The organism is Xanthomonas arboricola pv. juglandis, from assembly GCF_905367715.1.
GTDB lineage: Bacteria > Pseudomonadota > Gammaproteobacteria > Xanthomonadales > Xanthomonadaceae > Xanthomonas > Xanthomonas arboricola.
Map to the genome: position 1 here is coordinate 4,770,545 of NZ_HG999362.1, position 25,136 is coordinate 4,795,680.

17 protein-coding genes and 1 pseudogene are annotated in these 25,136 nt (G+C 65.2%); 6 read left to right on the forward strand and 12 right to left on the reverse strand.

What is annotated here, in order from left to right; all coding sequences use genetic code 11:
* Positions 1 to 28: 28 nt before the first annotated feature.
* Entirely contained in the window at positions 29 to 1,411 is a 1,383-nt protein-coding gene (locus KHN93_RS20595; RefSeq protein WP_211921270.1) for an MFS transporter, read from the reverse strand.
* A gap of 158 nt (positions 1,412 to 1,569) precedes the next feature.
* On the opposite strand from KHN93_RS20595, the gene KHN93_RS20600 reads away from it, so the two are divergent.
* A complete protein-coding gene (locus KHN93_RS20600; RefSeq protein WP_065049481.1) occupies positions 1,570 to 2,154 on the forward strand; it encodes a gluconokinase in 585 nt (194 codons plus the stop codon).
* A 290-nt stretch (positions 2,155 to 2,444) separates the two neighbouring features.
* Here KHN93_RS20600 and KHN93_RS20605 read toward each other — a convergent pair whose 3' ends face one another.
* On the reverse strand, positions 2,445 to 2,675 hold the full coding sequence (locus KHN93_RS20605; protein WP_211921272.1) for a hypothetical protein: 231 nt from the start codon (positions 2,673 to 2,675) through the stop codon (positions 2,445 to 2,447).
* Between the two features lie 52 nt (positions 2,676 to 2,727).
* Here KHN93_RS20605 and KHN93_RS20610 point away from each other — a divergent pair, with 52 nt between their 5' ends.
* A complete protein-coding gene (locus tag KHN93_RS20610) occupies positions 2,728 to 4,458 on the forward strand; it encodes an outer membrane protein assembly factor BamB family protein (RefSeq protein ID WP_211921274.1) in 1,731 nt (576 codons plus the stop codon).
* A gap of 90 nt (positions 4,459 to 4,548) precedes the next feature.
* Here KHN93_RS20610 and KHN93_RS20615 read toward each other — a convergent pair whose 3' ends face one another.
* The 7 genes and pseudogenes from KHN93_RS20615 to KHN93_RS20640 form a co-directional block, all read right to left on the reverse strand.
* Entirely contained in the window at positions 4,549 to 4,776 is a 228-nt protein-coding gene (locus tag KHN93_RS20615) for a hypothetical protein (protein ID WP_016903869.1), read from the reverse strand.
* Entirely contained in the window at positions 4,757 to 5,206 is a 450-nt protein-coding gene (locus KHN93_RS20620; protein ID WP_046345097.1) for a 3-dehydroquinate dehydratase, read from the reverse strand. The genes KHN93_RS20615 and KHN93_RS20620 overlap by 20 nt, the downstream gene beginning before the upstream one ends.
* A gap of 10 nt (positions 5,207 to 5,216) precedes the next feature.
* On the reverse strand, positions 5,217 to 5,651 hold the full coding sequence (locus tag KHN93_RS20625) for a hypothetical protein (RefSeq protein WP_211921276.1): 435 nt from the start codon (positions 5,649 to 5,651) through the stop codon (positions 5,217 to 5,219).
* Positions 5,652 to 6,056: 405 nt separating this feature from the next.
* Positions 6,057 to 6,437 carry a hypothetical protein gene (locus KHN93_RS20630; RefSeq protein WP_211921278.1) on the reverse strand — a complete coding sequence of 127 codons (381 nt, stop codon included), beginning with the start codon at positions 6,435 to 6,437 and terminating at the stop codon, positions 6,057 to 6,059.
* Positions 6,438 to 6,759: 322 nt separating this feature from the next.
* Positions 6,760 to 6,884 (reverse strand): annotated as a pseudogene (locus tag KHN93_RS21830) (transposase); the annotation flags it as partial.
* A 75-nt stretch (positions 6,885 to 6,959) separates the two neighbouring features.
* Positions 6,960 to 10,820, reverse strand: coding sequence for a translocation/assembly module TamB domain-containing protein (locus tag KHN93_RS20635; RefSeq protein ID WP_104560310.1), 3,861 nt, complete (start codon positions 10,818 to 10,820; stop codon positions 6,960 to 6,962).
* Positions 10,817 to 12,598, reverse strand: a complete 1,782-nt coding sequence (locus tag KHN93_RS20640) for an autotransporter assembly complex protein TamA (protein ID WP_016903873.1) — start codon at positions 12,596 to 12,598, stop codon at positions 10,817 to 10,819. Before KHN93_RS20640 ends, KHN93_RS20635 begins: the two co-directional genes overlap by 4 nt.
* Positions 12,599 to 12,837: 239 nt before the next feature.
* Between KHN93_RS20640 and KHN93_RS20645 the strand changes: the two genes are divergently transcribed.
* On the forward strand, positions 12,838 to 15,528 hold the full coding sequence (locus KHN93_RS20645; RefSeq protein ID WP_212579693.1) for a TonB-dependent receptor domain-containing protein: 2,691 nt from the start codon (positions 12,838 to 12,840) through the stop codon (positions 15,526 to 15,528).
* Between the two features lie 217 nt (positions 15,529 to 15,745).
* Here KHN93_RS20645 and KHN93_RS20650 read toward each other — a convergent pair whose 3' ends face one another.
* The 3 genes from KHN93_RS20650 to glyQ form a co-directional block, all read right to left on the reverse strand.
* A complete protein-coding gene (locus tag KHN93_RS20650; protein ID WP_211921280.1) occupies positions 15,746 to 17,335 on the reverse strand; it encodes a tetratricopeptide repeat-containing sulfotransferase family protein in 1,590 nt (529 codons plus the stop codon).
* Entirely contained in the window at positions 17,335 to 19,527 is a 2,193-nt protein-coding gene (gene glyS, locus KHN93_RS20655) for a glycine--tRNA ligase subunit beta (protein WP_211921282.1), read from the reverse strand. Before glyS ends, KHN93_RS20650 begins: the two co-directional genes overlap by 1 nt.
* Positions 19,528 to 19,823: 296 nt before the next feature.
* Entirely contained in the window at positions 19,824 to 20,732 is a 909-nt protein-coding gene (glyQ, locus tag KHN93_RS20660; RefSeq protein WP_039513568.1) for a glycine--tRNA ligase subunit alpha, read from the reverse strand.
* Between the two features lie 90 nt (positions 20,733 to 20,822).
* Here glyQ and KHN93_RS20665 point away from each other — a divergent pair, with 90 nt between their 5' ends.
* From KHN93_RS20665 to KHN93_RS20675, 3 genes are all read left to right on the forward strand, one after another.
* Positions 20,823 to 22,637: a GspE/PulE family protein gene (locus KHN93_RS20665; RefSeq protein WP_016904251.1), complete on the forward strand. Its 1,815-nt coding sequence runs from the start codon at positions 20,823 to 20,825 to the stop codon at positions 22,635 to 22,637.
* Positions 22,638 to 23,176: 539 nt separating this feature from the next.
* Positions 23,177 to 23,941: a glutamine amidotransferase gene (locus KHN93_RS20670; RefSeq protein ID WP_016904252.1), complete on the forward strand. Its 765-nt coding sequence runs from the start codon at positions 23,177 to 23,179 to the stop codon at positions 23,939 to 23,941.
* Between the two features lie 45 nt (positions 23,942 to 23,986).
* Positions 23,987 to 24,886, forward strand: a complete 900-nt coding sequence (locus KHN93_RS20675) for a BPSS1780 family membrane protein (RefSeq protein WP_016904253.1) — start codon at positions 23,987 to 23,989, stop codon at positions 24,884 to 24,886.
* The last annotated feature ends 250 nt before the right edge of the window (positions 24,887 to 25,136 follow it).

Below are 25,136 nucleotides of genomic sequence, written 5' to 3' on the forward strand. Positions count from 1 at the left end.
GCGTGGGAGAGGGAGAGTGCAGACACGGTCAGCGGTGCTCCTGTTCGTCGCGCTTGCGCGCGGCCAGTTCGTGTTGGATGCGGCGCAACAGGCCATCGTCGAGTGGATAGAAACGCATGGTCCAGGCTGCCAGCAGCGCCACCGCGCCCGGGATCACCGTCAGCAGCAGCACGATGCCGGTCAACGACCCCGCCGACTGCGCGCTGTTGGCCACATAGCCCATGCCCGCCAGCACCCAGGCGATGCCGGCCGACGCCAGCGCACCACCGAGCTTTTGCGAGAAGGTCGCGGCGGCGAAGGTCATCGCGGTGGCGCGCCGGCCGGTGCGCCATTCGGTGTAGTCGGCGCTGTCGGCATACATCGAAAATGCCAGCGGCGACTTCGGCCCCAGTGCCAGCCCGATCAACATGTTCAGCGCAAAGATCGCCCACACCGCATCGGCAGGAATGAAAAACATCAGGCAACTCAACACGCCCACCACCGCCATCAGCGCGGTCATCAACTGGCGCTTGTCCCAATGCCGTGTCAGCAAGGGCGTGATCGCCGCGCCCACTGCCAGCGACACCGAATAGCCACCCAGAAACAGCCCGGTCAGGTCCGGCCGCTGCACGTAGTACTTGAGGTAATACACACCCGCACCACCGCGCATGACAATGGTGATCATGATGATCAGCGACAGCACGAACAGCACGCACCACGGCTTGTTCTGCAGCAGGTCGGCGATATCCCGGCGGATCGGCGTGCGCTGCTGCGGCGGTGGCTGCACGCGCTCGCGCGTGGTCAACGCCACGGTCACGAACAACGCCACCGCCACCGCGCCGTACAGCATCATCGTGCGCTGCCAGCCCAGTGCATCGTTGCCGGCACCGAACCAGGCCACCAGATCCAGCGTGCAGTAATTCACCAACGTGGTGCCGGCGAACGCGGCGATGAAGCGCAGACTGATCAAGCTGGTGCGCTGGCTGCTGTCGGCGGTAATCACGCCGGACAATGCCGAGTACGGAATGCTCACCACCGTGTAGGCCAGCATCATCACCAGGAAGCTGATCGTGGCCCACCACATGCGTCCGTTCTGATCCAGCGCAGGCGTGGTGTAGGCGAGCACGCCGGTCACCGCCATCGGCACGGCGCCCCACAACAGATACGGGCGGAATTTACCCCAGCGGCTGCGTGTGCGATCGGCCAGTGCACCCATCGCCGGATCGGCGATCGCATCGGCGATCTTGGTCAACAGGATCATCGTGCCCACCGCTGCTGCCGGCAGATGCATGGTGTCGGTGTAGAAGATCAACAGGAATGCGGAAATGTTGGCCCAATACAGATTCAGGCCCAGATCGCCGGCGCCGTAGCCCAGCTTTTCGCGCCAGCGCAGGCGCGCCGATGCAGGAGACGTTGCAGACGATGACGTCATCGGCAGACCTTGGAGTGCGTTGAACCCGGCCGAGCGCGCCGTTACGCTGGGCGGCCCGCTCACCTGGCGAGGAGCGCCGACGCTACACCACGCATCGACTGCCGCCAACGTGAAATCCGGCAAAATGCCGAATCGATCCGGAGATATAACCTGACGTGATGGACACCGCCGCCCCCGCTACACCCGCGTCCGCTTCGCCCCTGGCCATCGTGGTGATGGGCGTTTCCGGCAGCGGCAAGACCACCATCGCGCAGGCCCTGGCAGCGCATTACGGCTACCGTTTTCTGGATGCCGACGACTACCACAGCGTGGCCGCACGCGCGCAGATGGCCGCCGGCCAGCCACTCACCGATGCGATGCGTCTGCCGTGGGTGGAGTTGCTGGCGGCCACCTTGCGCGACTGCGTACAGGCAGGCGAGTCGGTAGTACTCGCGTTCTCGGGCTTGCGCGGCACGCATCGTCAATTGCTGCGCCGCAGCGGCATTCCGATCCGCTTCGTGTTCCTGCACGCGGCCCCGCACGTGATCGCCGCACGCCTGAGCGCGCGCGCCGGCCACTTCATGCCGGCCAGCCTGCTGGACAGCCAGTTGCAGACCCTGGAATTGCCGTTGGACGAAGCCGACGTGGTATCGGTGGATGTGGACGCCACGGTAGCGGAGGTGGTGCAGGATGCGATCGCGCAGTTGGCGCTGATCGCTCCCGCTGCAGTGCATACCGCCGTGCCCTCGCCGCAAAGCGCATAACGCGCCGGATAGCGCAGCAACATGGCTGTTTCCGTCTCCCTCCGGGAGAAGGTGCCCCGAAGGGGCGGATGAGGGGACGTGCGAAGCCTCGTGCATTTTGACGACACAGAAGCTTCGCTCCGTACCCTCACCTCACCCCACGCCCCGCTCCGCGCCCCGGCCCGCGTTTGCGACGCGGGCGCTCCAAGGCACGCGCGCCAGTGGCGCGCAAACCGTGCCTTCTCGCCCCGCGGGAAGAAGGGCTTTTCAACACAGTGGCCAGCCTCACAAGGTGGCGCAAAATTTCCTGGTTACTTTTTGCAGACCATTGATTTGCGTGCAAATACGCATGCATCGCGGCCAATCATTTTTTCTATCGCAGCGGCCGCCGATAGTGATGAATCTTCAGCATTTGTGCGAATAGCGAACACGTTGAACGCAATTTTTTCGAGCTGGTGGCACCAGATGCGAGCGGACCCGACCGTTGAATGAATGCGGGAAGGTGCGTGTGTTGCACGGTCGCCACAATCGGCCATCTTCACTCGGCAGATCCGGGGGGATCCAGCGCTTCCTTCCATCTATGGACATGCCGTGATGACAAATTCAATTCGCCGCTTGCGATTTCGCAGTTTGACGCTCATTCCCTGCCTGCTTGCCAGCGCAGTGGCTTTCGCCCAGGCCGGCTCCACAACCGCACAACAGTCGGTGTCGTCGCTGGATACCCAGGCTTTTGCACGCTCCGGCCAGATCTGGCGCAGCTTCGGCAATCAACTGCCGTTCGCCAGTCCCACCAGTTGGACCACCGCCGGCGGCGGCTACTTGAACCAGCGCTTTGCGCCGGGCGAGTGGAAGATCAACCGCACCACCGTCAAAGGCCTCAAGCCGGCCTGGACCCTGACCACCACCGGCGACATCTCGGCCACGCCGAGCGTGGAAGGTGGAACGCTGTACGTTCCCGACTGGGGCGGCACGCTGTATAGCGTCGACACCCAGACCGGCAAACCGAACTGGCAGGCCAAGTTGTCCGATTACACCGGCAATGCCAACTCGGTGACGCGCAACACGCCGGCCATCAGCGCCAACAGCATCATCGTCGGCGATCAGGCCGCCGGCACCGTGCTGGCGATCGACAAGAAGACCGGCAAGCTGCTATGGAAGACCACCGCCGAAGCCAACCCGCAGGCGCGCATCACCTCCTCGCCGGTGATCTATGGCAATCGCGTTTACGTGCCCGTGTCCTCGGGCGACTGGGGCAACCTGGACCCGACCCACACCTTCAGTTTCCGCGGCAGCGTGGTGGCGCTGGATCTGAACACCGGCAAGAAGGTGTGGCAGTTCTACAACGTACCCGAGGGCTATACCGGTGCATCGGTGTGGGGCCAGGTGGCGATCGACCCGATCAACCGCCGCCTGTATTTCGGCACCGGCAACAACTACAACATTCCCGCCAGCGTGGGTAACTGCGTTTCCAACGCACGCTCCTACCGCGGCAGCGAACTCACCGTGCAGGATGAACTGGCGTGCATGGCGCCGGACAACTACGTCGACTCGGTGATCTCGCTGAATCTGGACACCGGCAAGCTGGTCTGGGCCGACCGTGCACAAGGCTACGACGCCTGGAACCTGTCGTGCATCGTGGCGCCCACCAATGGCCTGTGCCCGAACACCCAGGCAACCAACCTGACCGGACCTGATTACGACTTCGGCGGCGCCGGCGTGCAGCTGTTCACCGTGTGGCGCGATGGCAAGGCGCAGCAGCTGGTCGGCGCAGGGCAGAAGAGCGGCATCTACTGGGCCTTCGACGCCAAGACCGGTGCCAAGGTGTGGTCGACCCAGGTCGGTCCCGGCGGCACCACTGGCGGCGTCGAGTGGGGCACCGCGTTCGATCCGTACAAGTCGCAGGTCTATGTGGCCATCAACAACAGCACCAACGCCACCTATACGCTGGGGCCTGCGAATACCCAGAGCCACAACGGCGGCTCGTGGGCAGCGCTGGATGCCGCCACCGGCAGGATCAAGTGGCAGGTCAAGGTGCCCGGCATCAACCGCGTGAATCCGAATGTGCCGGCCGGCGGCCAGGGCTCGCTGACGGTGTCGCCGAACCTGCTCTACGCCGGCTCGATGGCCGGCAACATGGTCGCCCTCGACGCCGACACCGGCGCCACGCTGTGGAACCACGACGCCACCGGCTCGGTGATCAGCTCGCCGGCGATCGTGGACGGTGCGCTGTACTGGGGCGCCGGCTACGGCCGCTTCAACTTCGGCACTGCCGCAACGGCCAACCAGCTGACCAAGTTCGTGCCGGAGGCCAGCCCGGCCAAGTAAGCGTCAACCCATGTGATCTGCGTCGAGCGACGCGCAATCACGGCAGAACGACGGCGCCACCTTCGGGTGGCGTCGTTGTGTGTCACGCCGCTACAGCCGCGTGACCTGGCACAAGCGGATCTGCCCCGCTTCCAGCCCATGCGCCTCTGCCGCACGGCGGCGCAACGCGGTGACCAGCCCGGCGGCATCCAGCACGCCATCGGCAGGCACGTCCACGCTATGGGCCAGTTGCCCCCACAGCACCGGCCGACCGTCGCAATAGCCCTCGTAGTCGGCGAAGTAATGCAGCTGGCGCAGCTCAGGTACCGACGTGGACATCGCCCTGGATCTCCGTGCAGCCCAGATGTTCCAACGCAATTTCCAGCCCGAGCAGATAGCTCTGCGCGCAGTAACCGCGCACCGTCGCAATGCGCTGCCCGAACCCCTCCGGCAGGCAACGCTCCGGACGGTCCACGCTATCGTCGTGAGCTTCCACGAACGGGTACGGCAACGCGCTGAGTACACGGTGCAGGCGCGCACTGTCCACGCAGCTGCCCGGATCGATCAACGCGATTTCCATCCGCGCCTGCCCGGCCACGCGCAAGGCATCCAGCAGCTCCTGCTCCGACCCGCAGGCACGCAAGGCCACCGTCTTGCCCGCGTCGCCGGCGCATTGCACCAGCTGCCGAATGACGGCCCGCGGCAACGGCTGCGGCCCACGCACCAGCGGCATTGCCGCCTCCGGCCCACGCACGATCATGATCGACATGGCGGCCTCCTCAGGCAGCAGCGCGCAAGGGCGCGCACAGCGACGGCAGACAACGCGCCGCAATACCCAGCGACATCGCATAGGCGCGCGGCGCATCGTGCGGCGTAATCACCACCGCTAGCGGCGCATGCTGCGGATGCAGCCACGGCTCCAGCTCCTGCGCCGCATCGGTGTGCAGCTCGATATACGGCGCAGACAGCGCATCCAGTGCAGCACGCAATGCGCTCGCATACACCTGCGCACGCTCGGAGGCCGACAAATCACCCGAATCCAGCAACACCAGCTCCACCTCGGCATCGCCACCGGCGGCCTGCAAGCCGGCGATCAAGCCATCGACATCGGCACACGCCAGCGTGCGCAACGCACGTCCCGCACACTCGGGCAGCTGCATCGGCGCCATCTGCGCCGGATCGGCCTGCGGACCTTGCAAAATCAGGATACACATCGTGTTCGACTCAACGCACCACAGTGCGGGAGTGCCAAGGTAGGCTCGCAGGGCATAAAGGGGCTATCCATGCGTTGGTATGCCGGCATAAAGAGTGCGTAATGACTTAAATGCTCAAGCAACATCCCATTGCACTTATCAGCACCTACTCTGGCTTGGCAACCTTAGCGCAGAGCTTTAGGCGAAGTCTGCCGGGAAAGTAAATCGCGACTTGATCATCCCTGACTCCCAGCCGTGAGAAGTGGTGCAAGCTTGCCGACCCGCAACTAGAGAAATCACCTGCCTCAACCTGGAATAGCGCACCAATCGTACTCACGACGCCAACCGAAAATGAAAGAGCTCCCTAAATCCTTCTTGGCTTCCATGCAATTGTAGTTCATGCGACCTTATGACAATCGGCGCTTTTTAAAGATAACTTGCGACTCCTTGAATTGCCTCCTGAGAATACAAACCAATCAACGCTCCAATTGTACCGCCAACTGCCATTAATAATCCAGAAATCATATGTTTTGCCATGAATACCGGATACTTTTTGATAAGTTCCTTTTTTAGCTCAGAGAGGTTCTGACTTTCTCCCGGAAACAGAATAACATTAGGATCCTTCAATACCTTAAAGCGCCGAGAAAAATCTTTATTAAGATCCCAATCTTGGCCCTCTGATATTGCCATCGAGCGAACCTTCCTGCCCAATATGGATAAATTCACCATATTAACCGCCATAAATATTCCGCCGGGTATGATGCCAAAGAAAAAGCCCCATCCTGGCGTAAGATGTTCGAATAGCATCATTCCTCCATATTAAATTATATAGATAAATAAATCTCAGCGCTGCTACTTACCAAGTCGCTCAGGTCGCGGACTTCCTATAGTCACTCTTGGTAACCCCCCGAAGGCAGATTGACAGGATCCTTGATCATAACTGGAGCACCTACTGCAACAGCGCATCACCGCACTGAGGAGTGGTTGATTTTTGAATCCAGGGCTAATGATATCGGTGTTTGCCAGATATTCGGTATAAGCAGCTTGTGTCATGCCGCCGATTCCTGTCTAAGGTGGAGCCGCTGTATCCGTCGCACAGCCGGCCGACGAACGATTTTGGCGCCGACCAGTTCTGCCACAGAGAGTAGGACGCCTCACTGAACCATGTCACCTGCACAGGTCCTTGATCTCCAAACCGGCCTCGGCTTCGCACAGGAAGCCGATGATCTGTTCTTCGGTAGAACGCTTCTTCACGTCCAATCTCCTCGGAGTAGAGACTTGAACTCCAAACTGGGGCGACACTCAAAAAATCGGGGCGTCGGACGCAGCCTACTTCTCCCGCCGCCAGTTCACCGAGCCCTTGGTCTCCACCGTGCTGGATTCCGCTTCAATATCGAAGCCGCGGCTGAGCAGGTATTTCAGCGTCAGGACCGAGCCGCTGCCGACCATCGAGACGCCGTAGCCGACGTAGAGTTTTGGCGAGAGATACTTGCCGAAGCCCACGACCGAGCCGACGGTGCTGGATTCGCTCACCCCCGCTTCGTCCAGGCCGAGCTTGGCGCCGATCTGCGAGGCGATCAGGCTGCTACCAGCCGACAGGGCAGCCGAGGCAGCACTGACCTGCTGGGTTTCGTCGCTGCTGGCGGTGGACAGGCCGCGGCCGAGCACCAGGTACGACAGCGCTTCGGATTGCGACATCGCCGGCTCGGACCAGACATCGGCGCGCGGCGATTCGGCGCGGCCGCTGACGTCGATGCCGGCGGTGACATCGCCGACCTTGCGCTCGGCGCGCAGGCTCACGCGCGGGTCGGAGACGATGTTGTTGTTCCAGGTCAGCTGGCCGCGGCTGATGGTCAGATCCTGGCCGTAGGCCTTGTAGCGGCCGCGCACGTCCAGCCCGCCGTTGGCAGTCATCTCGCGGCCCGGGCGGGCGCGGATCTGCATCTGCCCGCTCAGCCCTCCCTTCAGGCCGAAGCCGCTCATGTTGACCTTGTCGCCAAGCACGATGGCCAGATCCATATCCAGCGGCGAAGCGGGTGCTTCTTCCGGATCCACCGGGTCCAGCACCACCACGTCCTCGGATACCGAGGTGCCGCGATCCAGGCGTTCCAGGTCGATGTCGGCTTCGGGCACGGTGACCTTGCCACGCAGTTGCATGGTGTTGTCGGTGATGCCGAACTGCATGTCCGGGTTGGCGATGATGCGCAACTCGCTGGTGTTGTAGGCCAGCACGTTTTCGCCGCGAATATTCAGCAGCAACGGCGTGCTGGTGCCGAACCACGACAGCCCGCCATCGATGTTGAGCGTGCCCTGCCCCGACTTGGCAGAAGCGGTGATCTTGGCCGAGCCATCCGGTAGCGCGTCGAAGCGGCCCTTGCCCTCGCTCAGGGTCAAACCCATCGACGGATATTCGGCAGTGAAATTGCTCAAGGTGGCATCGCCGCCCAGCAGCGGCTTGTCGCGGGTGCCGCGCAGGCTCACATGGCCTTCGACCAGGCCCTTGGGCTGCACCACATCGGCCACCACCAGCTCGAGCCAGTACAGCCGCGACATATTGAGATACAGCTCGCCGTTGAGCGGCGCGTACGCATCCCAGCCGGTGTTGAACTTGGCATCGACAAAGCCGGCGCCCTGGAAGCCGATACCCAGCTTGGCCTGGATCTGCTGCGGGGTGAAATCGGCCTGCACGCTGAACTGGTCGTAGCGCAGCAACTCGCCGCGATTGGGGTTGCCGGCCACCGCCGCGTAGCGGGTTTCGCCCAGGCGAATGCCGCCTTCGGGCGAGGCGATGCGGAACGAGCCTTCCCAGGCATTGCCGCGCGGCTTGAAGCTGCCGTCCAGCGACAAATCGCCACGCAGATAGATCTGCCGCCCCTCCTGCTTGGGCAGCCACGGCTGCACCAGCGACAGCGGCAGTGCATCGCCGTGCACCACCATGCCTTCGCGCGGCCAGTTGGCGCTGGCGCACAGCGCGCCCCCGGTGGCCGCGCCCAGGCAGGTGTCGGACAGCGTAAACGCGGCGCCATCGGTGCTGAACTGCGCCGGCTGGCGCAACGCCCAGGCATCGCCCTTGGCCGGTGCGATCCGCAGCGTGGCGACCTGGCCTTGCCAACGCTCGCCATTGCGACGGACATCGCCCTGCAGCGCGACGTTGGCCATGCTGTTGGCGATATCGGCATCCAGGCGCAGCGCTTCCACCGCACCGCGTGCCTGCACGCGCACGCTGTCCAGCACCACGCCGGCTTCGATCGCCGTGCCCTGCAAGGCCAGCTGCCCGTCGCTGCCGCGCCACGGCAAACGCCCGCGCAAGCTGATGCTCTGCGCGCTGTAGTCGTTCCAGCGCAAGCCGTTGCCGACCAGGTCGGCAGTGATGTCGGGCGCGTCGCGACGGCCGCTGACCTGCAGCTGCCCGCGCATCGTGCCGGTGGCGCCGGGCAAGACATCGTCCAGCTGCAGCGGCTGCAATTGCGCGGCGATATCCAGCTGGTCGCCGACCTTGCCCTTGGCAGTGATGCGGCTATTGCCCAGCGACAGCTGCAGTTGGCCCTCGCCCTGTTCACCACGCAGGGCGAACTTGCCGTTGGCCGACAGCGCGCGTTGACGCAGCTGGCCGGTCAGGCTCGGGATATCCGCCGTGGCCTCGAAGCCCGGCGATACGCCACCGGCCGGTGCCGGCAACTGGCGGCCCTTGGAGGCGACCTTGCCGGAGAGATTGCCGTTCCAGCCCGGCGCGAAGTAGCCCGGATCGAACTTGGCCAGCTGGGCAGTGACATCCCACTGCAGCTCCGGGGTCCAGCCCACCTCGCCGGTAAGATCGAGCGAGCCGCCCGGGGTCTTGGCCTGCACCTGCTTGAGCTGCGCACGTTGATCGTTGCCGCGGCTGTCGAACACCAGCGCGGCCTGCTGCCCGTCGCGCTCCAGCGTGGCGCGGCCGATCGCCGCCCACGCCTTCAGGTTACCGGCCACGCCCAGCCGCGCATCGACCAGTTCCACCGGCACCACCGGCGCATCGGGGGTGGCCGGGTCCGGCGTCGGGGTGAAGCGCAGGCCGCTGGCATTGACCGCAAAACGGAAACTCGGATTCTGCGTGTCGCGGAAATCGGCAGTCCCACGCAACTGCGCGCGGCCTTCGAAGGCATCGATCACCAATGGTTCGACGGTGATGACCTGGTCCAGCAGGCTGATGTGCGAGGGCTGCAAGGTGGCGCTGAGCTCGCCCTGCTTGACGCTGCCTTGCAGGTCGGCGTTGCCGCCCTTGCCGGAGGCCTGCAGGTTCAGCGCGATCGGTGTGGCCGGGGCGGCGTACTCCCCATTGGTGGCCGGCGTCAGCAGCGAGGTATCCAGCGCTTCGGTGACGGCCTTGAAGGCCCAGGTCGGATCGTCGCGCCCGGTGAACACCAGGCTGGCCTGCAGCGGGGCCGGCGCGCGGCCGGCGATGGCCACTTCCATCTTGTCCAGATCGCCGCGTGCGACCAGCCCCAGGCTGGCCGGGGTGCGCCCACGTGCGGCCGGCAGCACCGCGGTGGCGGTCAGGTCGGCGCGGTAATCGTCGTTGGGCACGTAGTCGCCGTGCAGGCGGAAGTCGCCCATGTCGGTATCGACCACCAGATTGCGCGTGCGCAGTTCGCCGGTGGCCACTTCCAGCCCGCCCTGTACCTTGTGCAGGACGATCATCGGCTGCTGCAGCTGGGTGATGCGTAGATTTTCCACGGCGATCTTGTCGGCCTGGATCGCCAGCGGCACGTTGATCTGCGGCAGCGATTCGGGCCAGCTCGGCAGCGTGAACGGCTCCTCGCTCTTGCCCAGATTCAGGCTGGCATTGCTGACCTGCACTGCATCCAGTTGCAGCTTGCGCCCGAGCAACGGGCGCAGGTCCGGTTCCAGGTACACACGCTCGGCGGTGAAATGGATGTCCTGATAACGAAAATCGACATCGCGCAAGGTCAGCGGGCCGGCCACCGGGCCTTCGACCTTGCCGTAGGTAAAGGTGGCACCGACCGGCAGGCGCGCGGTCACCTGCGCCAGCAACACGTCGCGCCCGGCCACGGTCTGCAGCAGCCAGTACACCGCGATCAGCGCCAGCAACACCAGGCCCAGCACGGTCAGCCCGGAGCCCACCCAGAAGCGGCGGCGGCGGTAGAAACGCGCGCGGCGCGGTGCGGGGGGTGGCGTCGGCGTCGGCGTGCTCACAGGTTGGCCCCGATATCGATATAGAGCTGGAACTGCGAGTCGGGGTCGTTCAGGCCATGCGCGATGTCCACGCGCACCGGGCCCACCGGCGAGCGCCAGCGCAGGCCGAAGCCGATACCGGTGTGCCAGTCGGGCGTGTCGTCGAAGGCACTGCCGCTATCGACGAACACCGCGCCGCCCCAGGGGCCGCCCTTGAGGTAATGCTCGTATTCGGCACTGGCGGTGACCACGTTCTTGGCACCGAGCGCGAATTCGTCCGGCTTGGGCGTGCGCGGGCCGACTTCGCGGAAGGCATAGCCACGGATGCTGTTGGCACCGCCGGCAAAGAAGCGCAGGCTCGGCGGCATCGCCACCAAGTCGCTGGTCCAGGTGGTGCCGCCTTCGCCGCGCAGGATCACCCGGCCGTTGTCGCCGGCCCCCAGGAACCAGCGCAGCTGGCCGTAGAGCTGGCCGAAATTGGTATCCGAGCCGGCGCCTTCGGCACCGCCGCGGATGAACGCCTGCCCGGATACGCCACTGCGCGGGAACAGGCGGTCGTCGACATTGACGTAATTGACCTGCAACTGCGGATAGATCAGCGTGGAGGTCTCGTAGACCGCATCGGTGAAATCGCTGCCGCTGCTGAACCGCCAGCGCTCGCGTAAGGCGTTGATTGAGGCGATCGCACTCCAGCGCTCGTTGATCTGGCCGCTGCGGCTGCCGGTGAGTTTGACGTTGCGCAGGTCGATGTATTCGGTCTGCTCGTCGTAGAGCCGCGCCGAGGCGGTGTACCAGCCGTCCAGCCAGCGGAATGCCGGCACGCGGTAGCTGGTGGTCAGGCTCTTGCGGTTCTGCGCGTAATCCAGCTGCGTGTCCATCTTGTGGCCGCGCGAATTGACGTAGCGCCGCTCCACGCCGCCACGCACACCGGCGCCGCTCTCGCTGCCGTAGCTCAAGCCGGAGGTGTAGACAGTGCGCTTGGCGCGGGTGAGCTTCACATCCACCGGTACGCGGCCCTGATCGTCGGCCTCTTCCGGCTTGGGCTGGATGTCGATGGTGCTGAAGTAATCCAGCTTGGTCAGCGACTCGCGCAGGCGATCCAGCTTGCCTTCGTGGTAGTAGCTGCCCTCGTCCCAATACACCAGCGGCTCGAACAGGCCGGGGCGGAAGTAGTCGTAGTCGAAGCGCACCTTGCCCATGTCGTAGCGGCGGCCGCTGTCCCAGTTCAGATCGATATCGGCGGCGTGCTCGGCGCGCGTCACCGCGACGCGGCGCTGGGTGAAGTCGGCATCGAAGTAACCGCGCTCGGCCAGCCGGCGGGTGATGCGCACCTTGCTCGCTTCGTACTGCGGATGGCTGAAGACCTGGCCTTCGCGTGGTTCGAACTGCTTGAGATCCTGGCCCAGGTAACGGTCCTGCTCGGCCCAGCCGGTAATGGAGATATGCGACTGCCGCACGCGTACCGGCTCGCCGCGCTCCACGGTGATCACCACCGTCACCTTGTCGCCGGTGCGCGGCGCGGCCAGCTCGATGGTGGGCGAGTAATAGCCGAACGGTTCCAGCGCCTCGCGCGTCTGTCGTTCGGCCTGCGCCAGCAGATATTCCAGTCGCGACTCGCCCTGCTCCTTGCCGACGGCCTCATACAGAGACAGGGAGACCTCGATGTTCTCGATCATCTCGGCATCGGCGTCGTCGTCCAAGCCCTTGATTTCGATCTTGTCGATGGTCGCCCGGGCAACCGCTTGCAGCGGAACGAACAGGGTGCACAGCAGGGAGAGAGCAAACGCGGCTTTAAGCATCGGCAAAGGATACCCAGCCTGGGCGTGAAGGGACAAAAAAACTGAAGAAACACGCCTATACGGCATCGGATAGAACTCGGTACAGTCGGCACGTTGTTAACGTTTCGTTGACACCCATTGCGTGCGGCCCCCCGATTGCCGCGCGCCCGTTCATACCTTTGGAGAGAGAGGTGCGTTTCATGAAACGTCATTTGCTGGTCACCGCCGTGTGCACCGCCCTGACCATGCCATCGCTTGCGATGGCACAGGATTCAGGTGAAGTGACTCAACTGGACAAGGTCACGGTGACAGGGTCGTTGATTCCCCGGTCCCAGGTCGAAACCGCGACCCCGGTGTTTTCGATCACCGCCCAGGACATCCAGCGCCGCGGCTTCAAGGACGTCTACGACGTGCTGCGCTCGCAACCGATGGCCACCGGCTCGGTCCAGGACGGTCAGTTCAGTGGCGGCTTCACTGCCGGCGCCAAATCGCTAAGCCTGCTCGGCCTGGACCCCGGCTTCACCCTGGTGCTGATCGACGGCCGGCCGATGGCCGATTACCCACTGCTCTACAACGGCCAGAGCAATTTCGTCGACCTGGCCAGCGTGCCGGTGGGCATGGTCGAACGCATCGACGCGGCGCCGGGCAACCAGTCCTCGATCTACGGCTCCAGCGCCATTGCCGGCGTGGTCAACATCATCCTGAAGAAACGCATGGACGGCGTGCAGATGAATTACCGCATGGGCACTTACGACGGGGGTGGCGGCAACAACCAGCGCTTCCAGCTCACCGGTGGCAACGAAATCGGTGGCGCCAACATCGTGTGGGGCCTGCAGCTCAACAATCAGGATCCGATCTACGGCTACCAGCGCCGCGATTTCGATTCCACCAGCGACAATCCTGACCCGACCCTGCGTTACGGCTCACGCATTGCCTTGCATAACCTGCCCGCCACCTATCTCGATCCGGGCGCCGAAAATTGCGCTGCATTGGGACCGCTGTTCAATGGCTCGGTGCAGTACGACAACCGCGCCAACCGCGGCAACTTCTGCAGCAGCCGCACCGAGCCGGGCTACGCCAGCATCCTCAACAAGGAACGCAGCGCCAGCGGCTATGCCAACCTGAGCTATGCCTTCAACGATAACGTCGAGCTGTACTCGACCCTGCTGCTCAATCGCACCAAGGTCGAGGTCAATAGTGGCCCCCGCTTCTGGCAGACATCCTCCGATACCGGTGGTTTTTTCTACAATCAGGACAGCCAGCAGCTCGAAAGCTATCAACGCATCTTTGCGCCGGAGGAAACCGGCAATCAAAACTTCAACAACGACCGCCAGACTGCCGACTCCTACAACATCGCGCTTGGCCTGAAAGGCGGCCTGGGTGCCAGCAACTGGACCTACGATGCCTACTACGCACGCTCGGAATATCGAATCGAAAGCCGTCAGCAGTGGCCACTGGCCGACCGCATCGAAGATTTCTTCCGCGAACAGTTCCTTGGCGCTCCGCAGGGCGAGTACTACGGCTACCCGATCTATTCACCCAACGATGCCAACTTCTATCGCGCCTTGACGCCGGCGCAGTACCGCAGCTTCAACGACGAAATCCGTACCAAGTCCCGGACCTGGACCCAGAACGTCAACCTGCAGCTGACCAACACCGAGTTGTTCAACCTGCCGGCCGGTGCGGTCGGCGTCGCCGGTGTGGTGCAGGCCGGTAATCAGTACTGGACCAACCCGACCGACCAACGCGTGATCGCTGGCGACTTCTACCAGCTGACCGGCACCCAGGGCAGCGGCAAGCGCGAGAACTGGGCGGCGGCCTTCGAAATGCGGGTGCCGATCCTGAGCACCTTGACCGCCAATCTGTCGGGCCGCTACGACGACTACAAGAACCAGGGCGGCGGTGGTGATTCCAAGGTCACCTACAAGGCCGCGCTGGAATTCCGTCCGATCGATTCGCTGCTGTTCCGCGGCAACTACGCCACCGCGTTCAAGGCACCGGACATGGCGTTTTCCTTCGCTGGCGACAGCGGCTTCTTCCAGGGCGTCAACGATTACTACCGTTGCGCACTCGAAGAACCCAACGTGCCGATCGCCGACTGCACCTATGGCGGCACCAGCATCCAGGGCCGTCGGTCCGGCAATGCGGATCTGAAGTCGATCACCGCAAAGTCCTGGGGTGCAGGCGTGGTGTGGTCGCCGAGCGCAAGCTTCAGCGTCAACGCCGATTACTACAACATCAAGATCGATGACAAGGTCAGCGACCTGAGCACCGATGCCCTGCTGCAGAACGAATCGGCCTGCCGGCTCGGCGCCCTGGATATCAACTCGCCGACCTGCGTCGACGCGCTGTCGCGCATCGATCGCACGGCCGCCGATGCGCCGGTACCCAATCGCCTGAGCAACATCCGCATCAATCCGGTCAATATTTCCAACGAGGAAATCTCCGGCGTGCTGACCAAGGCGACCTACAACCTGGCTACCGACTCCTGGGGCCTGTTCGTGTTCGACGCGCAATACAACCTCACGCTCAAGCATGAAAGTCAGCAGTTCCCACAAGACCCGGTGCGCGACCTGCTGAGCGAGCCGTTCTTCTCTTCCGAGTTCCGCAGCATCACCAATGCCTCGATCACCTGGCAGAAGGATGCGTGGACCACCACCTTGTTCGGCCAGCGTTACGGACGTACGCCCAACTTCACCGCACAGCAAAGCACCGATGGCTATGCGGTGGAAGGCGCACGCAAGGTCGGTGCGTGGACCACGCTCAATGCCACGCTGGACTATGCGGTCAACGACGACATCTCGCTGACGGCGACGGTCAACAACCTGGCCGACACCCGGCCGCCGCGCGATCGCACCTACAGTAGCTATCCGTACTACAACATCTTCAACTACACCGGTTACGGACGTTCCTACATGCTGGAGCTCAACTGGCGTTTCGGCGCGCACTGAGTCAGCCAGGGCGGTATTTGCCAACGGCAGCCACGGGGCTGCCGTTGGCGTTTTGAGACAAGCGTTTTTGGATCGAGCGCTTGGGGATCGCCGCTGCTGCGAGTGGGCGAACTTGGAGTGGCCAGACACGACGAGGCTGGCGACACGTAGGCGTTTTCGATTGCGGGCATAGCGCATACATCGCGGCGGCGTCTCCGCGTCGTTTCGCTGGCCGTTGTCAGCGTGCGTCGGTCTGGATCAGGCCGGCATGCAACAAGGCCTGCCGCAGCGGCTCCAGCTGCGCGGCGTAGCGCCGCCATTCTTCGACGTTGCGCCCATGCACGCCTTCGCGTACCTGCACGCTGCTCAGCGTGGCCGACGCGGCCGCATTGCGGGTGATATCGATCTGCCCGGGCTCGATCTGCAGCCCACAGCGCGTCATCAACTGCTGCAACACCGCGGATGGATCGCGCACCATCTGCGCATAGTCCACATCGATCAACCGGCCCGGCAATGCCGCGCGCCACTGCGCCATCAGGGCGTGATACGCCTGATAGTGGCGCGCCAGCGTGCGCAGGTCGTAGCTGTAGGCGTAGGAGTCGCCGAACAGCGCGCGGTAATTGGAGAAGCACACCGCCATCGGCTCGCGTACCAGATGCACGATCAATGCCCCCGGCAAGGCGCGCGCAATCGCGCCGATCGCCACTGCATTGGCTGGTAACTTGTCGATGTACCAGCGTGCCGATCCGGCCCGCCATTGCGTCTGTTCCAGGTAACGCGCGCCGATCTGCGCGTAGTCCAGCGTCGGCAAGGCCTGCAGCAGCCGCGCATCCAGCAGGCTGCGACCGGCCTGGTCGGCGCCCCAGCGTAGTTGATGGCCGAAGTCGTTCAACTCGCCAGCCGACACGATCTGGGAATGATTACCCAGCATCCGCTCCAGCACCGTGGTGCCCGAGCGCGGCAAACCGAGCACGAAGATCGGTTGCGGGCCGTGTGCGACGGGGGCTTGCTGCGCAGCGAACACGCCCTGGCCGGCCAGCGCACCCAGCTGCGCGTACAACGCCGCCTCGGCGTCGGCGTCATGACGCAGGCGTGCATGCATCACCGCGTTGCCGTGCTGTAGCGCGTCCCATGCGGCCTCGGTCTGGCCGAGGTCTTCCAGCTCCTTGTACAGCGCGAACGCCAGCCCGGCGCGATCTTCGCTGTCGGGCTTGGCGAGCTGCAACTGTTGACGCAGTTGTTCCACATGGTTGCTGCTGGCGCTCTGCCGGCGCAGGCGCGCACGCGTCAACGCCGCGCGGCCATAGCCGGGCGTGTGCGCCAGCGCATGCTCCAGCGCCTGCGCCGCTTCATCGAGGCGACCATTGAACTGCAACTGCACCGCTAGAAAAAACCGGAAATCCGGTCCATCGAATCCGCAGGCCTGCGCGCGCTGCATCATCGCCAGTGCGTCGACATGTTCGCCCAGCGATTGATGCACGTGCGCGAGCAGAGCCAAGGTCGCGCCGTCCTGGCACTGCGTCACCGATGGGTGCCGCAGCAAGGCATGCAGTGCGCGATGCTCGCCGACCCGCAACAAGGCCTGCGCCACGCGGCAACGCATCGCCACGTCGTCGCCCAGATCGCCTGCCGCCAGCCGCAGCTGCGCAACCGCCTCGCGCATCCTGCCATTGGCCAGCACGGTGCCGGCCAGCAGCACGCGAGCCGCCACATGCGCCGGCTCCACCTCCAGCAGCGCCTGCAACGCAGACGCCGCCACACCCAGGTCGCGGCGTGCCAACGCGGCCTGCGCGGTCTGCCAGTGCACCGCGCCGGCGGACGCGGCCATCAGCTGGACAGATGCTCGATGGCGGCGACGCTGCCGAGGCGGTCGCCGAGCTTCTTCAGCAGGGCCAGGCGATTGGCGCGTAGTTGCGCGTCTTCGGCATTGACCATTACCCCGTCGAAGAACGCGTCCACCTGCGGGCGCAACCGCGCCAGGCGCGCGAGCACGGCGACGTAGTCGTGCCGGTGCAATGCATCGCCGGTATCGCCGATTGCCGCTTCCACCGCTTCGGCCAGGGCTTCTTCGGCCGGTTCGCGCAGCAGCGTGGTGTCGATGTCGCCGGGGATCTCGCCCTCGACCTTGCGCAGGATGTTGCGGATGCGCTTGTTGGCTGCGGCCAGGGCTTCGGCTTCGGGCAGCGTGGCGAAGATGCCGATCGCATCGATACGACGGTCGAAGTCGTAGAGGGAACCGTGGGTCGCGCCCAGGTGCGCTCCTACAGGCCCTGTAGGAGCGCCCTCGGGCGCGACCGAGAACAAGGCAGCGACCGCATTGAAGTGCGTGGCAGGAACGCCCTTGTCTGCGTAGTAGCCGCGTAGGCGGTCGAGGATGAAGTCGAAGATTTCAGAAGCGAGTTGTGCGTATTGCGCGGAATCGATAGCAGAAACCGTTTCTTCGTTCTTAAGCGTCGCTGTTCGCACGAGGCGATCCCACGGCAGCAACTTGACCGCAGTCACCAGCGTCGCCTTCAAATCCAGATCAAACCCACTCTCAATCACCGTCCGCGCCAGCCCCAGGGCATTACGCCGCAGCGCGAACGGGTCCTTGTTGCCGGTCGGCTTCAAACTGGCCGCAAAGCCACCGGCCAAGGTATCCAGCCGTTCTGCAATCGCCAGCACCTTGCCCAGCGGCGACAGTGCGATGTCGTCGCCGGCAAAGCGCGGCTGGTAGGCCTCGTCGATCGCCAGCGAAATCTCGCTCGGCTCACCTGCGGCCTTGGCGTAATGACGCCCGGCAATGCCCTGCAGCTCCGGGAATTCGTTGACCATGCGCGACTGCAGATCGTTCTTGGCCAGCTGCGCAGCGCGGCGCGCCTGCGACGGATCGGCGCCGACTTGCGGCGCAATCGCTTCGGCCAGCTTGGCCACGCGCTCCACCTTCTCGGCCAGGTTACCGAGCTTGGCCTGGTAGGTCACGCTGGCCAGGCCCGCGCCCATCGCCTCCAGGCCCTGCTTGAGGTCTTCGTCGAAGAAGAACTTGGCATCGGCAAACCGCGGACGGATCACCCGCTCGTAGCCCTTGGCGACTTCGGCCACGTCCTTGGAGGCGATATTGGCGATGCCGATGAACTGCTCGGTCAACTTGCCGCCGTCGTCCAGCACCGGGAAGAATTTCTGGTTGATCTCCATGGTTTCGATCAGCGCTTCCTGCGGCACCGCCAGGAAGTCGCGCTCGAAACTGCACAGCACCGCAGACGGCCATTCGACCAGGTTGACCACCTGCTCCAGGTTGTCGTCGCTGATGCGTGCGCTGCCGCCGGCCTGCCTGGCGGCGGCTTCGACCTCTTCGACGATGCGCGCACGGCGTGCGTCCGCATCCACCAGCACATGCGCCGCGCGCAAGGCCTCGACGTAGTCGCCCGGTGCCGCCAGCGACACCTCGCCCTGATGCATGAAGCGGTGCCCGCGGCTGAGGCGATCGCCACGCACGCCCAGCAGCTCGGCCGGAACCACGCTGTCGCCGAACAGCAGCACCAGCCATTGCACCGGCCGTGCGAAGGCGTATTCGTGCGCGCCCCAGCGCATCGGCTTGGGGATCGGCATCGCGGCGATGGCTTCGCGCAGGATGTCGGGCAGCAGGTCGGCGGTGCGCGCGCCCGGCGTCACCGCGCGGTGCACGAAGCGCTCGCCCTTGGCGTCGCTGGTGCGCTCCAGCGCGGTCCAGTCGATCCCGGCCTTGGCGGCGAAACCGGCCAGCGCCTTGGTCGGCTTGCCTTCGGCATCCAGCGCGATGTTGAGATACGGGCCCAGCACTTCGGAGCGCTGCTCGGGCTGCTCGGTAGCCACGCCCGGCAGCAGCACCGCCAGGCGGCGTGGTGTGGACAGCGGCTTGGCATCTCCCCGGGTGACCGCGACGCCGCGCTTTTCCAGACCGTGCAGCACGCCATCGAAGAAAGCCTGCGCCAGACCCGGCAGCGCCTTGACCGGCAGCTCTTCGGTGCCCATTTCGATCAGCAGGGGAAGTTGTTCGCTCATAAGACGTGGACCTTTACGTGTTCCCTTCTCCGGTCGGGAGAAGGTGCCCCGAAGGGGCGGATGAGGGTGCGGGCGAAGCTCTGTGGAGTTTGGGTGCAGGAGGGCTGCGCCCCGTCCCCTCACCCCAACCCCTCTCCCGGGGGGAAGAGGGATTTGCTGGTCACTTCTCCCACCGGGAGAGGGTGCCTCGAAGAGGCGGATGAGGGTGCAGGCGAAGCTCTGTGGAGTTTGGGTGCAGGAGGACTGCGCCTCCGTCCCCTCACCCCGACCCCTCTCCCGGGGGAGAGGGGCTTTGGTTACTTCTTTACTCCGGGAAAGCCCAGCTTCTCGCGTTGTGCGTAATACGCCTGCGCCACGCCCTGCGCCAGCGCGCGCACGCGCAGGATGTAGCGCTGGCGTTCGGTGACGCTGATCGCGCGGCGCGCATCCAGCAGGTTGAACGCATGGCTGGCCTTGGTGACCTGCTCGTAGGCTGGCAGCGGCAGACCGACCTCGACCAGGTGCCTGGCTTCGGCTTCGCAGGCGTCGAAGCGATGGAACAGCTCGGCCACGTTGGCATGCTCGAAGTTGTAGGCGCTCTGCTCCACCTCGTTCTGGTGATAGACATCGCCGTAGCTCACCGGCGTGCCGTCCGGGCCGTAGGTCCACACCAGGTCGTAGACGTTGTCGCAGCTCTGCAGGTACATGCACAGCCGCTCCAGCCCGTAGGTGATCTCACCGAGCACCGGCTTGCACTCCAGTCCGCCGGCCTGCTGGAAGTAGGTGAACTGGGTGACTTCCATGCCGTTGAGCCAAACCTCCCAGCCAAGGCCCCAGGCGCCGAGCGTCGGCGATTCCCAGTTGTCCTCGACAAAGCGCAGGTCGTGCACCAGCGGATCGATACCCAGAGCCTTGAGCGACCCCAGGTACAGGTCCTGGATGTTGTCCGGGTTGGGCTTCATCGCCACCTGGTACTGGTAATAGCGCTGCAGGCGGTTGGGGTTTTCGCCGTAGCGGCCGTCTGTGGGGCGGCGCGAGGGCTGCACGTAGGCCGCATTCCACGGCTCCGGTCCCAGTGCGCGCAGGAAGGTGGCCGGATGGAACGTGCCTGCGCCCACTTCCAGGTCCAGCGGCTGGATCAGCACACAGCCTTGCTCGGCCCAGTACTGGTTGAGGGTCTGGATCAGGCCCTGGAAAGTGATTGGAACGCGCCGGGAATCGGACATGCAGCAAAGGCCGTGCGGAAGGGGTGCGCTAGTATACCGGCCGACCCGCAGCGCTTTGCCGCGGAGCACCGCCGCAGGGGAACATCGAACATGGAACAGCGGCGTACGGCCGATCCAGACAGCGCAGCGGCGATCCTGCCGCGCGGCCGGTTGATGTTCGACCCGGTGGCCGCCGCGTTGCTCGCCGATGGCATGGTGGTGCCGCACGAACACGAGCGCGTGCAGTTCTCCGCCGCCGGCGTGCGCAATGCCAGCGAGGTGCATCCGCTGGTGCTGCTGGCCAATCTCAAACTGCATGCCGCGCAGCCGCCGGCCGGCGAACTCGGGCTGGAACGGCTGACCGAATGGCTGGCCACCCGCACCGGCCTGCGCTATCTGCGCATCGATCCCACCCGCATCGATGTGGCCGCGGTCACCGGTGTGGTCTCGCATGCGTATGCGCGCCGCCACCGCATCCTGCCGCTGGCGCTGGATGCCGAGCGCGTGCTGATCGCCACCAGCGAGCCGCTGGCGCTGGAATGGCTGGCCGACGTGCAGCATCTGAGCCGGCGTCGCATCGAACTGGCACTGATCAACCCGCTGGACCTGCATCGCTACACGATGGAGTTCTTCGGCGTGACCCAGTCGGTGCGCGGCGCGCGCGGCGATGTGCGCAGCGCCGAACCGGGTGCCGGCCTGCCCAGTTTCGAGCAGCTGGTGGAATTGGGCCGCGCCGGCGACGTCAATGCCGACGACCACCACATCGTGCATATCGTCGACTGGCTGCTGCAGTACGCCTACGAACAGCGGGCCAGCGACATCCATCTGGAGCCGCGTCGCGAGGCCGGGCGCATGCGCTTCCGCATCGACGGGGTGCTGCACAAGGTGCTGGAAGTGCCGCCGTCGGTGATGACCGCGGTGGTCAGCCGCATCAAGGTGCTCGGGCGCATGGACCTGGCCGAACGCCGCCGCCCGCAGGACGGCCGCATCAAGACCCGGTCGCCGGGTGGGCGCGAGGTGGAAATGCGCCTGTCCACGATGCCCACCGCGTTCGGCGAGAAGTGCGTGATGCGCATCTTCGACCCGGATTCGGCGTTCAAGAGCATCGAGCAGCTCGGCTTCAGCCCGGAAGAGGCCGCCGGCTGGAGCGCGCTGGTCGAGCGCCCGCACGGCATCGTGCTGGTCACCGGCCCGACCGGCTCGGGCAAGACCACCACGCTGTATTCCACGCTCAAGCGTCTGGCCACGCCGGACGTGAACGTATGCAGCGTGGAGGACCCGATCGAAATGATCGCGCCCGAGTTCAACCAGATGCAGGTACAGCAGAACATCGACCTGGATTTCGCCAGCGGCGTGCGCACGCTGCTGCGCCAGGACCCGGACATCATCATGATCGGCGAGATCCGCGACCTGGAGACCGCGCAGATGGCGGTGCAGGCTTCGCTGACCGGGCATCTGGTGCTGTCGACGCTGCACACCAACGACGCCGCCTCGGCGATCACCCGCCTGCTGGATCTGGGCGTGCCGCATTACCTGGTGGCGTCCACGCTCAACGGCGTGCTGGCGCAGCGGCTGGTGCGCACCCTGTGCGTGCACTGCAAGCGCCCGCATACGCTCAGCGACGATGAGTGGGCGGCGATCCGCGAGCCGGGCGAAGCGCTGCCGGAGGTGCTGAACGTGCACGCGCCGGTCGGCTGCCTGGAATGCCGCCGCACCGGGTACCTGGGCCGTGTCGGCCTGTACGAGTTGCTGCCGGTGAGCCCGCGTTTGCGTAGCCTGATCCGCGCCGACACCGACCTGGCCAGCTTCAGCCACGCCGCGCGTGGCGAGGGCCTGCGCACGCTGCGGCGCACCGGCCTGGAGAAGGTCGCCGCCGGGCTGACCACGGTGGAAGAGGTGTTGTCGGTGTTGCCGCCGCGGGACTAGGCGGATCGCCTGGGACTTGCACGGTTATCGGCACAGGCGACCCTCACCTCACCCCCCGCTCCGCGCCCGGCCCACGTTTGCGACGCGGGCGCTCCAAGGCACGCGCGCCAGTGGCGCGCAAGCCGTGCCCTCTCGCCCCGGCGGGAGAAGGGCTCGCTCCGTTCTCCCACCGTTTGCTCCCTTCTCCCACCGGGAGAAGCTGCCCGAAGGGCGGATGAGGGTACGTCGGCACGCACATGCCGCCATTGGCAGGGGCCAGGCCTCACCATTGACCAGGTACACGGCACGGCCGAGTACAACCAGATCAGCGGCGCACGATCACCGCGGCAACCGAGTCGGCAACCGACGTGGCACAAGCCATCTCAGCCATCACTGCTCTTACATCCACACAGCGCAAGTAGCCAGCTCCCCGCCCCCCAGCCATCAGCACATAGCCATCCGGAATAACCTTAGCTGCATGCGTTGGCACGCCACTTGAAAAAAACCGCCTGGAGCTGCCTACAATCGGGCACATCAGTCGCTGCTGGATTTCCGTCCGCATGTCCGCCTTGCCGTTCCTGATCATCGAAACCGGGCATCCCGTGCCGGAGATGAAGCGATACGGCCGTTTTCGGCACTGGATCCGCGTCGCGGCCGGGCTGGCCGAGCATGAGACCGTCGCCGTCGATGTCGCCAACGGCGGCCGCCTGCCCGACCGCGACGGCTTTGCCGGCACCATCGTCAGCGGCTCGGCCGCCTACGTCACCGACCGCGCCGACTGGAGCGAACGCAGTGCCGCCTGGCTGCGCGATGCCGCCCACCAGGGCATGCCGCTGCTCGGCATCTGCTACGGGCACCAGCTGCTGGCGCACGCGCTGGGCGGCGAAGTCGATTACAACCCGGCCGGGCGCGAGTCCGGCACCATCGCGCTGGAATTGCACCCGCCAGCCGAGCAGGACCCGTTGTTTGCCGGCCTGCCGGCACATTTCCCGGCGCACGCCACCCACATGCAAACCGTGGTGCGCGCCCCGGACGGGGCCATCGTGCTGGCGCATTCGCGGCAGGACCGTTGCCATGCCTTCCGCTGGGGGCAGGCCACCTGGGGCGTGCAGTTCCACCCCGAGTTCGCCACCCACCACATGCGCGGCTATGTGCAGGCGCGCGCCGAGTGCATTGCCCGCCACGGGCACTGCGCCCGCACGGTCGCCCGCGAGGTCACCGCCGCGCCCATCGCCCGCAAGCTGCTGCGCCGGTTCGTGCATCACGCACGCGGCCTGCAAACAGTGACCACTCATCCCGCCGCACACACGCAAAAGCAGCGATAATCGCGCCACGCCGGATGGTCCGGTGCGTATCGATCCGGAATGGGAATGAGCGAAATCCGCAAGGTGCCGGCGTCTGCCGGCGCAGAATGGCTGTTGACCGGTTTCTCGCTGTTGAAGCGGGCGCCACTGGCGCTTGGCTCGCTGGGGGTGATCTGGAGCGTGGCGGCCACCCTGGTGGTGTCGCTGTCGGTGCTGGTGCCGCTGCTGGGCCCGGCCCTGCAGTTCCTGCTGGTGCTGGCCGGCCCGCTGTTCATGGGCGGCCTGTTGTGGGCGATCCGCGAGGTCGACGAAGGCCGCATCGCCAAGCCGTCGCATCTGCTGCACGGCCTGCAGGACGGCCGCGCGCCGCATCTGCTGGTGTCGCTGCTGCCGCAGCTGATCGCCGGCCTGCTGCTGGGCGTGCTGCTGCTGGTGATGATCGGCGCCAGCGGGCTGCAGCAGTTGTCCGAGGTGATGATCAAGATCAACCAGATCAGCCAGTCCGGCGCGCAGCCGGACCCGGTGCAGATCGAGCAGCTGGCCGCCAGCCTGCCGGCCGGGCGCATCCTGCTGTGGCTGCTGCTGACCATCGCCACCTTCGCGGCGATGACGCTGGCGCTGTTCGTGATGCCGCCGCAGGTGATGTTCGACCGCAGCACCGGCGGCCATGCACTGCGCGAGAGCCTGCGCGCCAGCCTGCACAACCTGCCGGCGATGCTGGTGTTCTTCGTGCTGGCCTTCATCGCCATCTTTGCGATCTATTTCGCGGTGATGATCGTGGCGCTGATCGTCGGCCTGGTGGCCGGGCAGACCGTGGCGATGTGGCTGGCCCAGCTGCTGCTGATGGCGGTATTGATGCCGGTATTCGCCGGCTCGGTGTACGCCGCCTGGAAGCAGATGTTCACCCACGCAGGCGCAACCGCGCAGCCCACGGCACCGTCGCGCCCGGATGTGTTCGCCGCCTGATCGCCTTGATCCGGGATGTGCTGACAACGACACCCTGATCCGTAGGAGCGCACCCGGGCGCGACGAAGCGTCCCCCGGGAACGCCCTCGCTCGCGCCAACGTGTTCGCCGCCTGACCATCCCAACCCGTAGGAGCGCACCTGGGCGCGACGAAGCCTTCCTCGGGAAAGCCCGGTCGCGCCCGGGTGCGCTCCTACGGGGGTGATTGCGTTCGGGTGATGCCGGATTGCGCGCCTGCATGTCGGCGCGCC

Excerpts from the sequence above, each read along its gene's own strand:
- KHN93_RS20610 (WP_211921274.1), top strand. The coding sequence starts at position 2,728 with ATGACAAATTCAATTCGCCGCTTGCGATTTCGCAGTTTGACGCTCATT.
- KHN93_RS20620 (WP_046345097.1), bottom strand. The coding sequence starts at position 5,206 with ATGTCGATCATGATCGTGCGTGGGCCGGAGGCGGCAATGCCGCTGGTG.
- KHN93_RS20670 (WP_016904252.1), top strand. The coding sequence starts at position 23,177 with ATGTCCGCCTTGCCGTTCCTGATCATCGAAACCGGGCATCCCGTGCCG.
- KHN93_RS20615 (WP_016903869.1), bottom strand. The coding sequence starts at position 4,776 with ATGTCCACGTCGGTACCTGAGCTGCGCCAGCTGCATTACTTCGCCGAC.
- KHN93_RS20630 (WP_211921278.1), bottom strand. The coding sequence starts at position 6,437 with ATGCTATTCGAACATCTTACGCCAGGATGGGGCTTTTTCTTTGGCATC.
- KHN93_RS20645 (WP_212579693.1), top strand. The coding sequence starts at position 12,838 with ATGGCACAGGATTCAGGTGAAGTGACTCAACTGGACAAGGTCACGGTG.
- KHN93_RS20625 (WP_211921276.1), bottom strand. The coding sequence starts at position 5,651 with ATGTGTATCCTGATTTTGCAAGGTCCGCAGGCCGATCCGGCGCAGATG.
- KHN93_RS20600 (WP_065049481.1), top strand. The coding sequence starts at position 1,570 with ATGGACACCGCCGCCCCCGCTACACCCGCGTCCGCTTCGCCCCTGGCC.
- KHN93_RS20640 (WP_016903873.1), bottom strand. The coding sequence starts at position 12,598 with ATGCTTAAAGCCGCGTTTGCTCTCTCCCTGCTGTGCACCCTGTTCGTT.
- KHN93_RS20595 (WP_211921270.1), bottom strand. The coding sequence starts at position 1,411 with ATGACGTCATCGTCTGCAACGTCTCCTGCATCGGCGCGCCTGCGCTGG.
- KHN93_RS20675 (WP_016904253.1), top strand. The coding sequence starts at position 23,987 with ATGAGCGAAATCCGCAAGGTGCCGGCGTCTGCCGGCGCAGAATGGCTG.
- KHN93_RS20650 (WP_211921280.1), bottom strand. The coding sequence starts at position 17,335 with ATGGCCGCGTCCGCCGGCGCGGTGCACTGGCAGACCGCGCAGGCCGCG.
- glyQ (WP_039513568.1), bottom strand. The coding sequence starts at position 20,732 with ATGTCCGATTCCCGGCGCGTTCCAATCACTTTCCAGGGCCTGATCCAG.
- KHN93_RS20665 (WP_016904251.1), top strand. The coding sequence starts at position 20,823 with ATGGAACAGCGGCGTACGGCCGATCCAGACAGCGCAGCGGCGATCCTG.
- glyS (WP_211921282.1), bottom strand. The coding sequence starts at position 19,527 with ATGAGCGAACAACTTCCCCTGCTGATCGAAATGGGCACCGAAGAGCTG.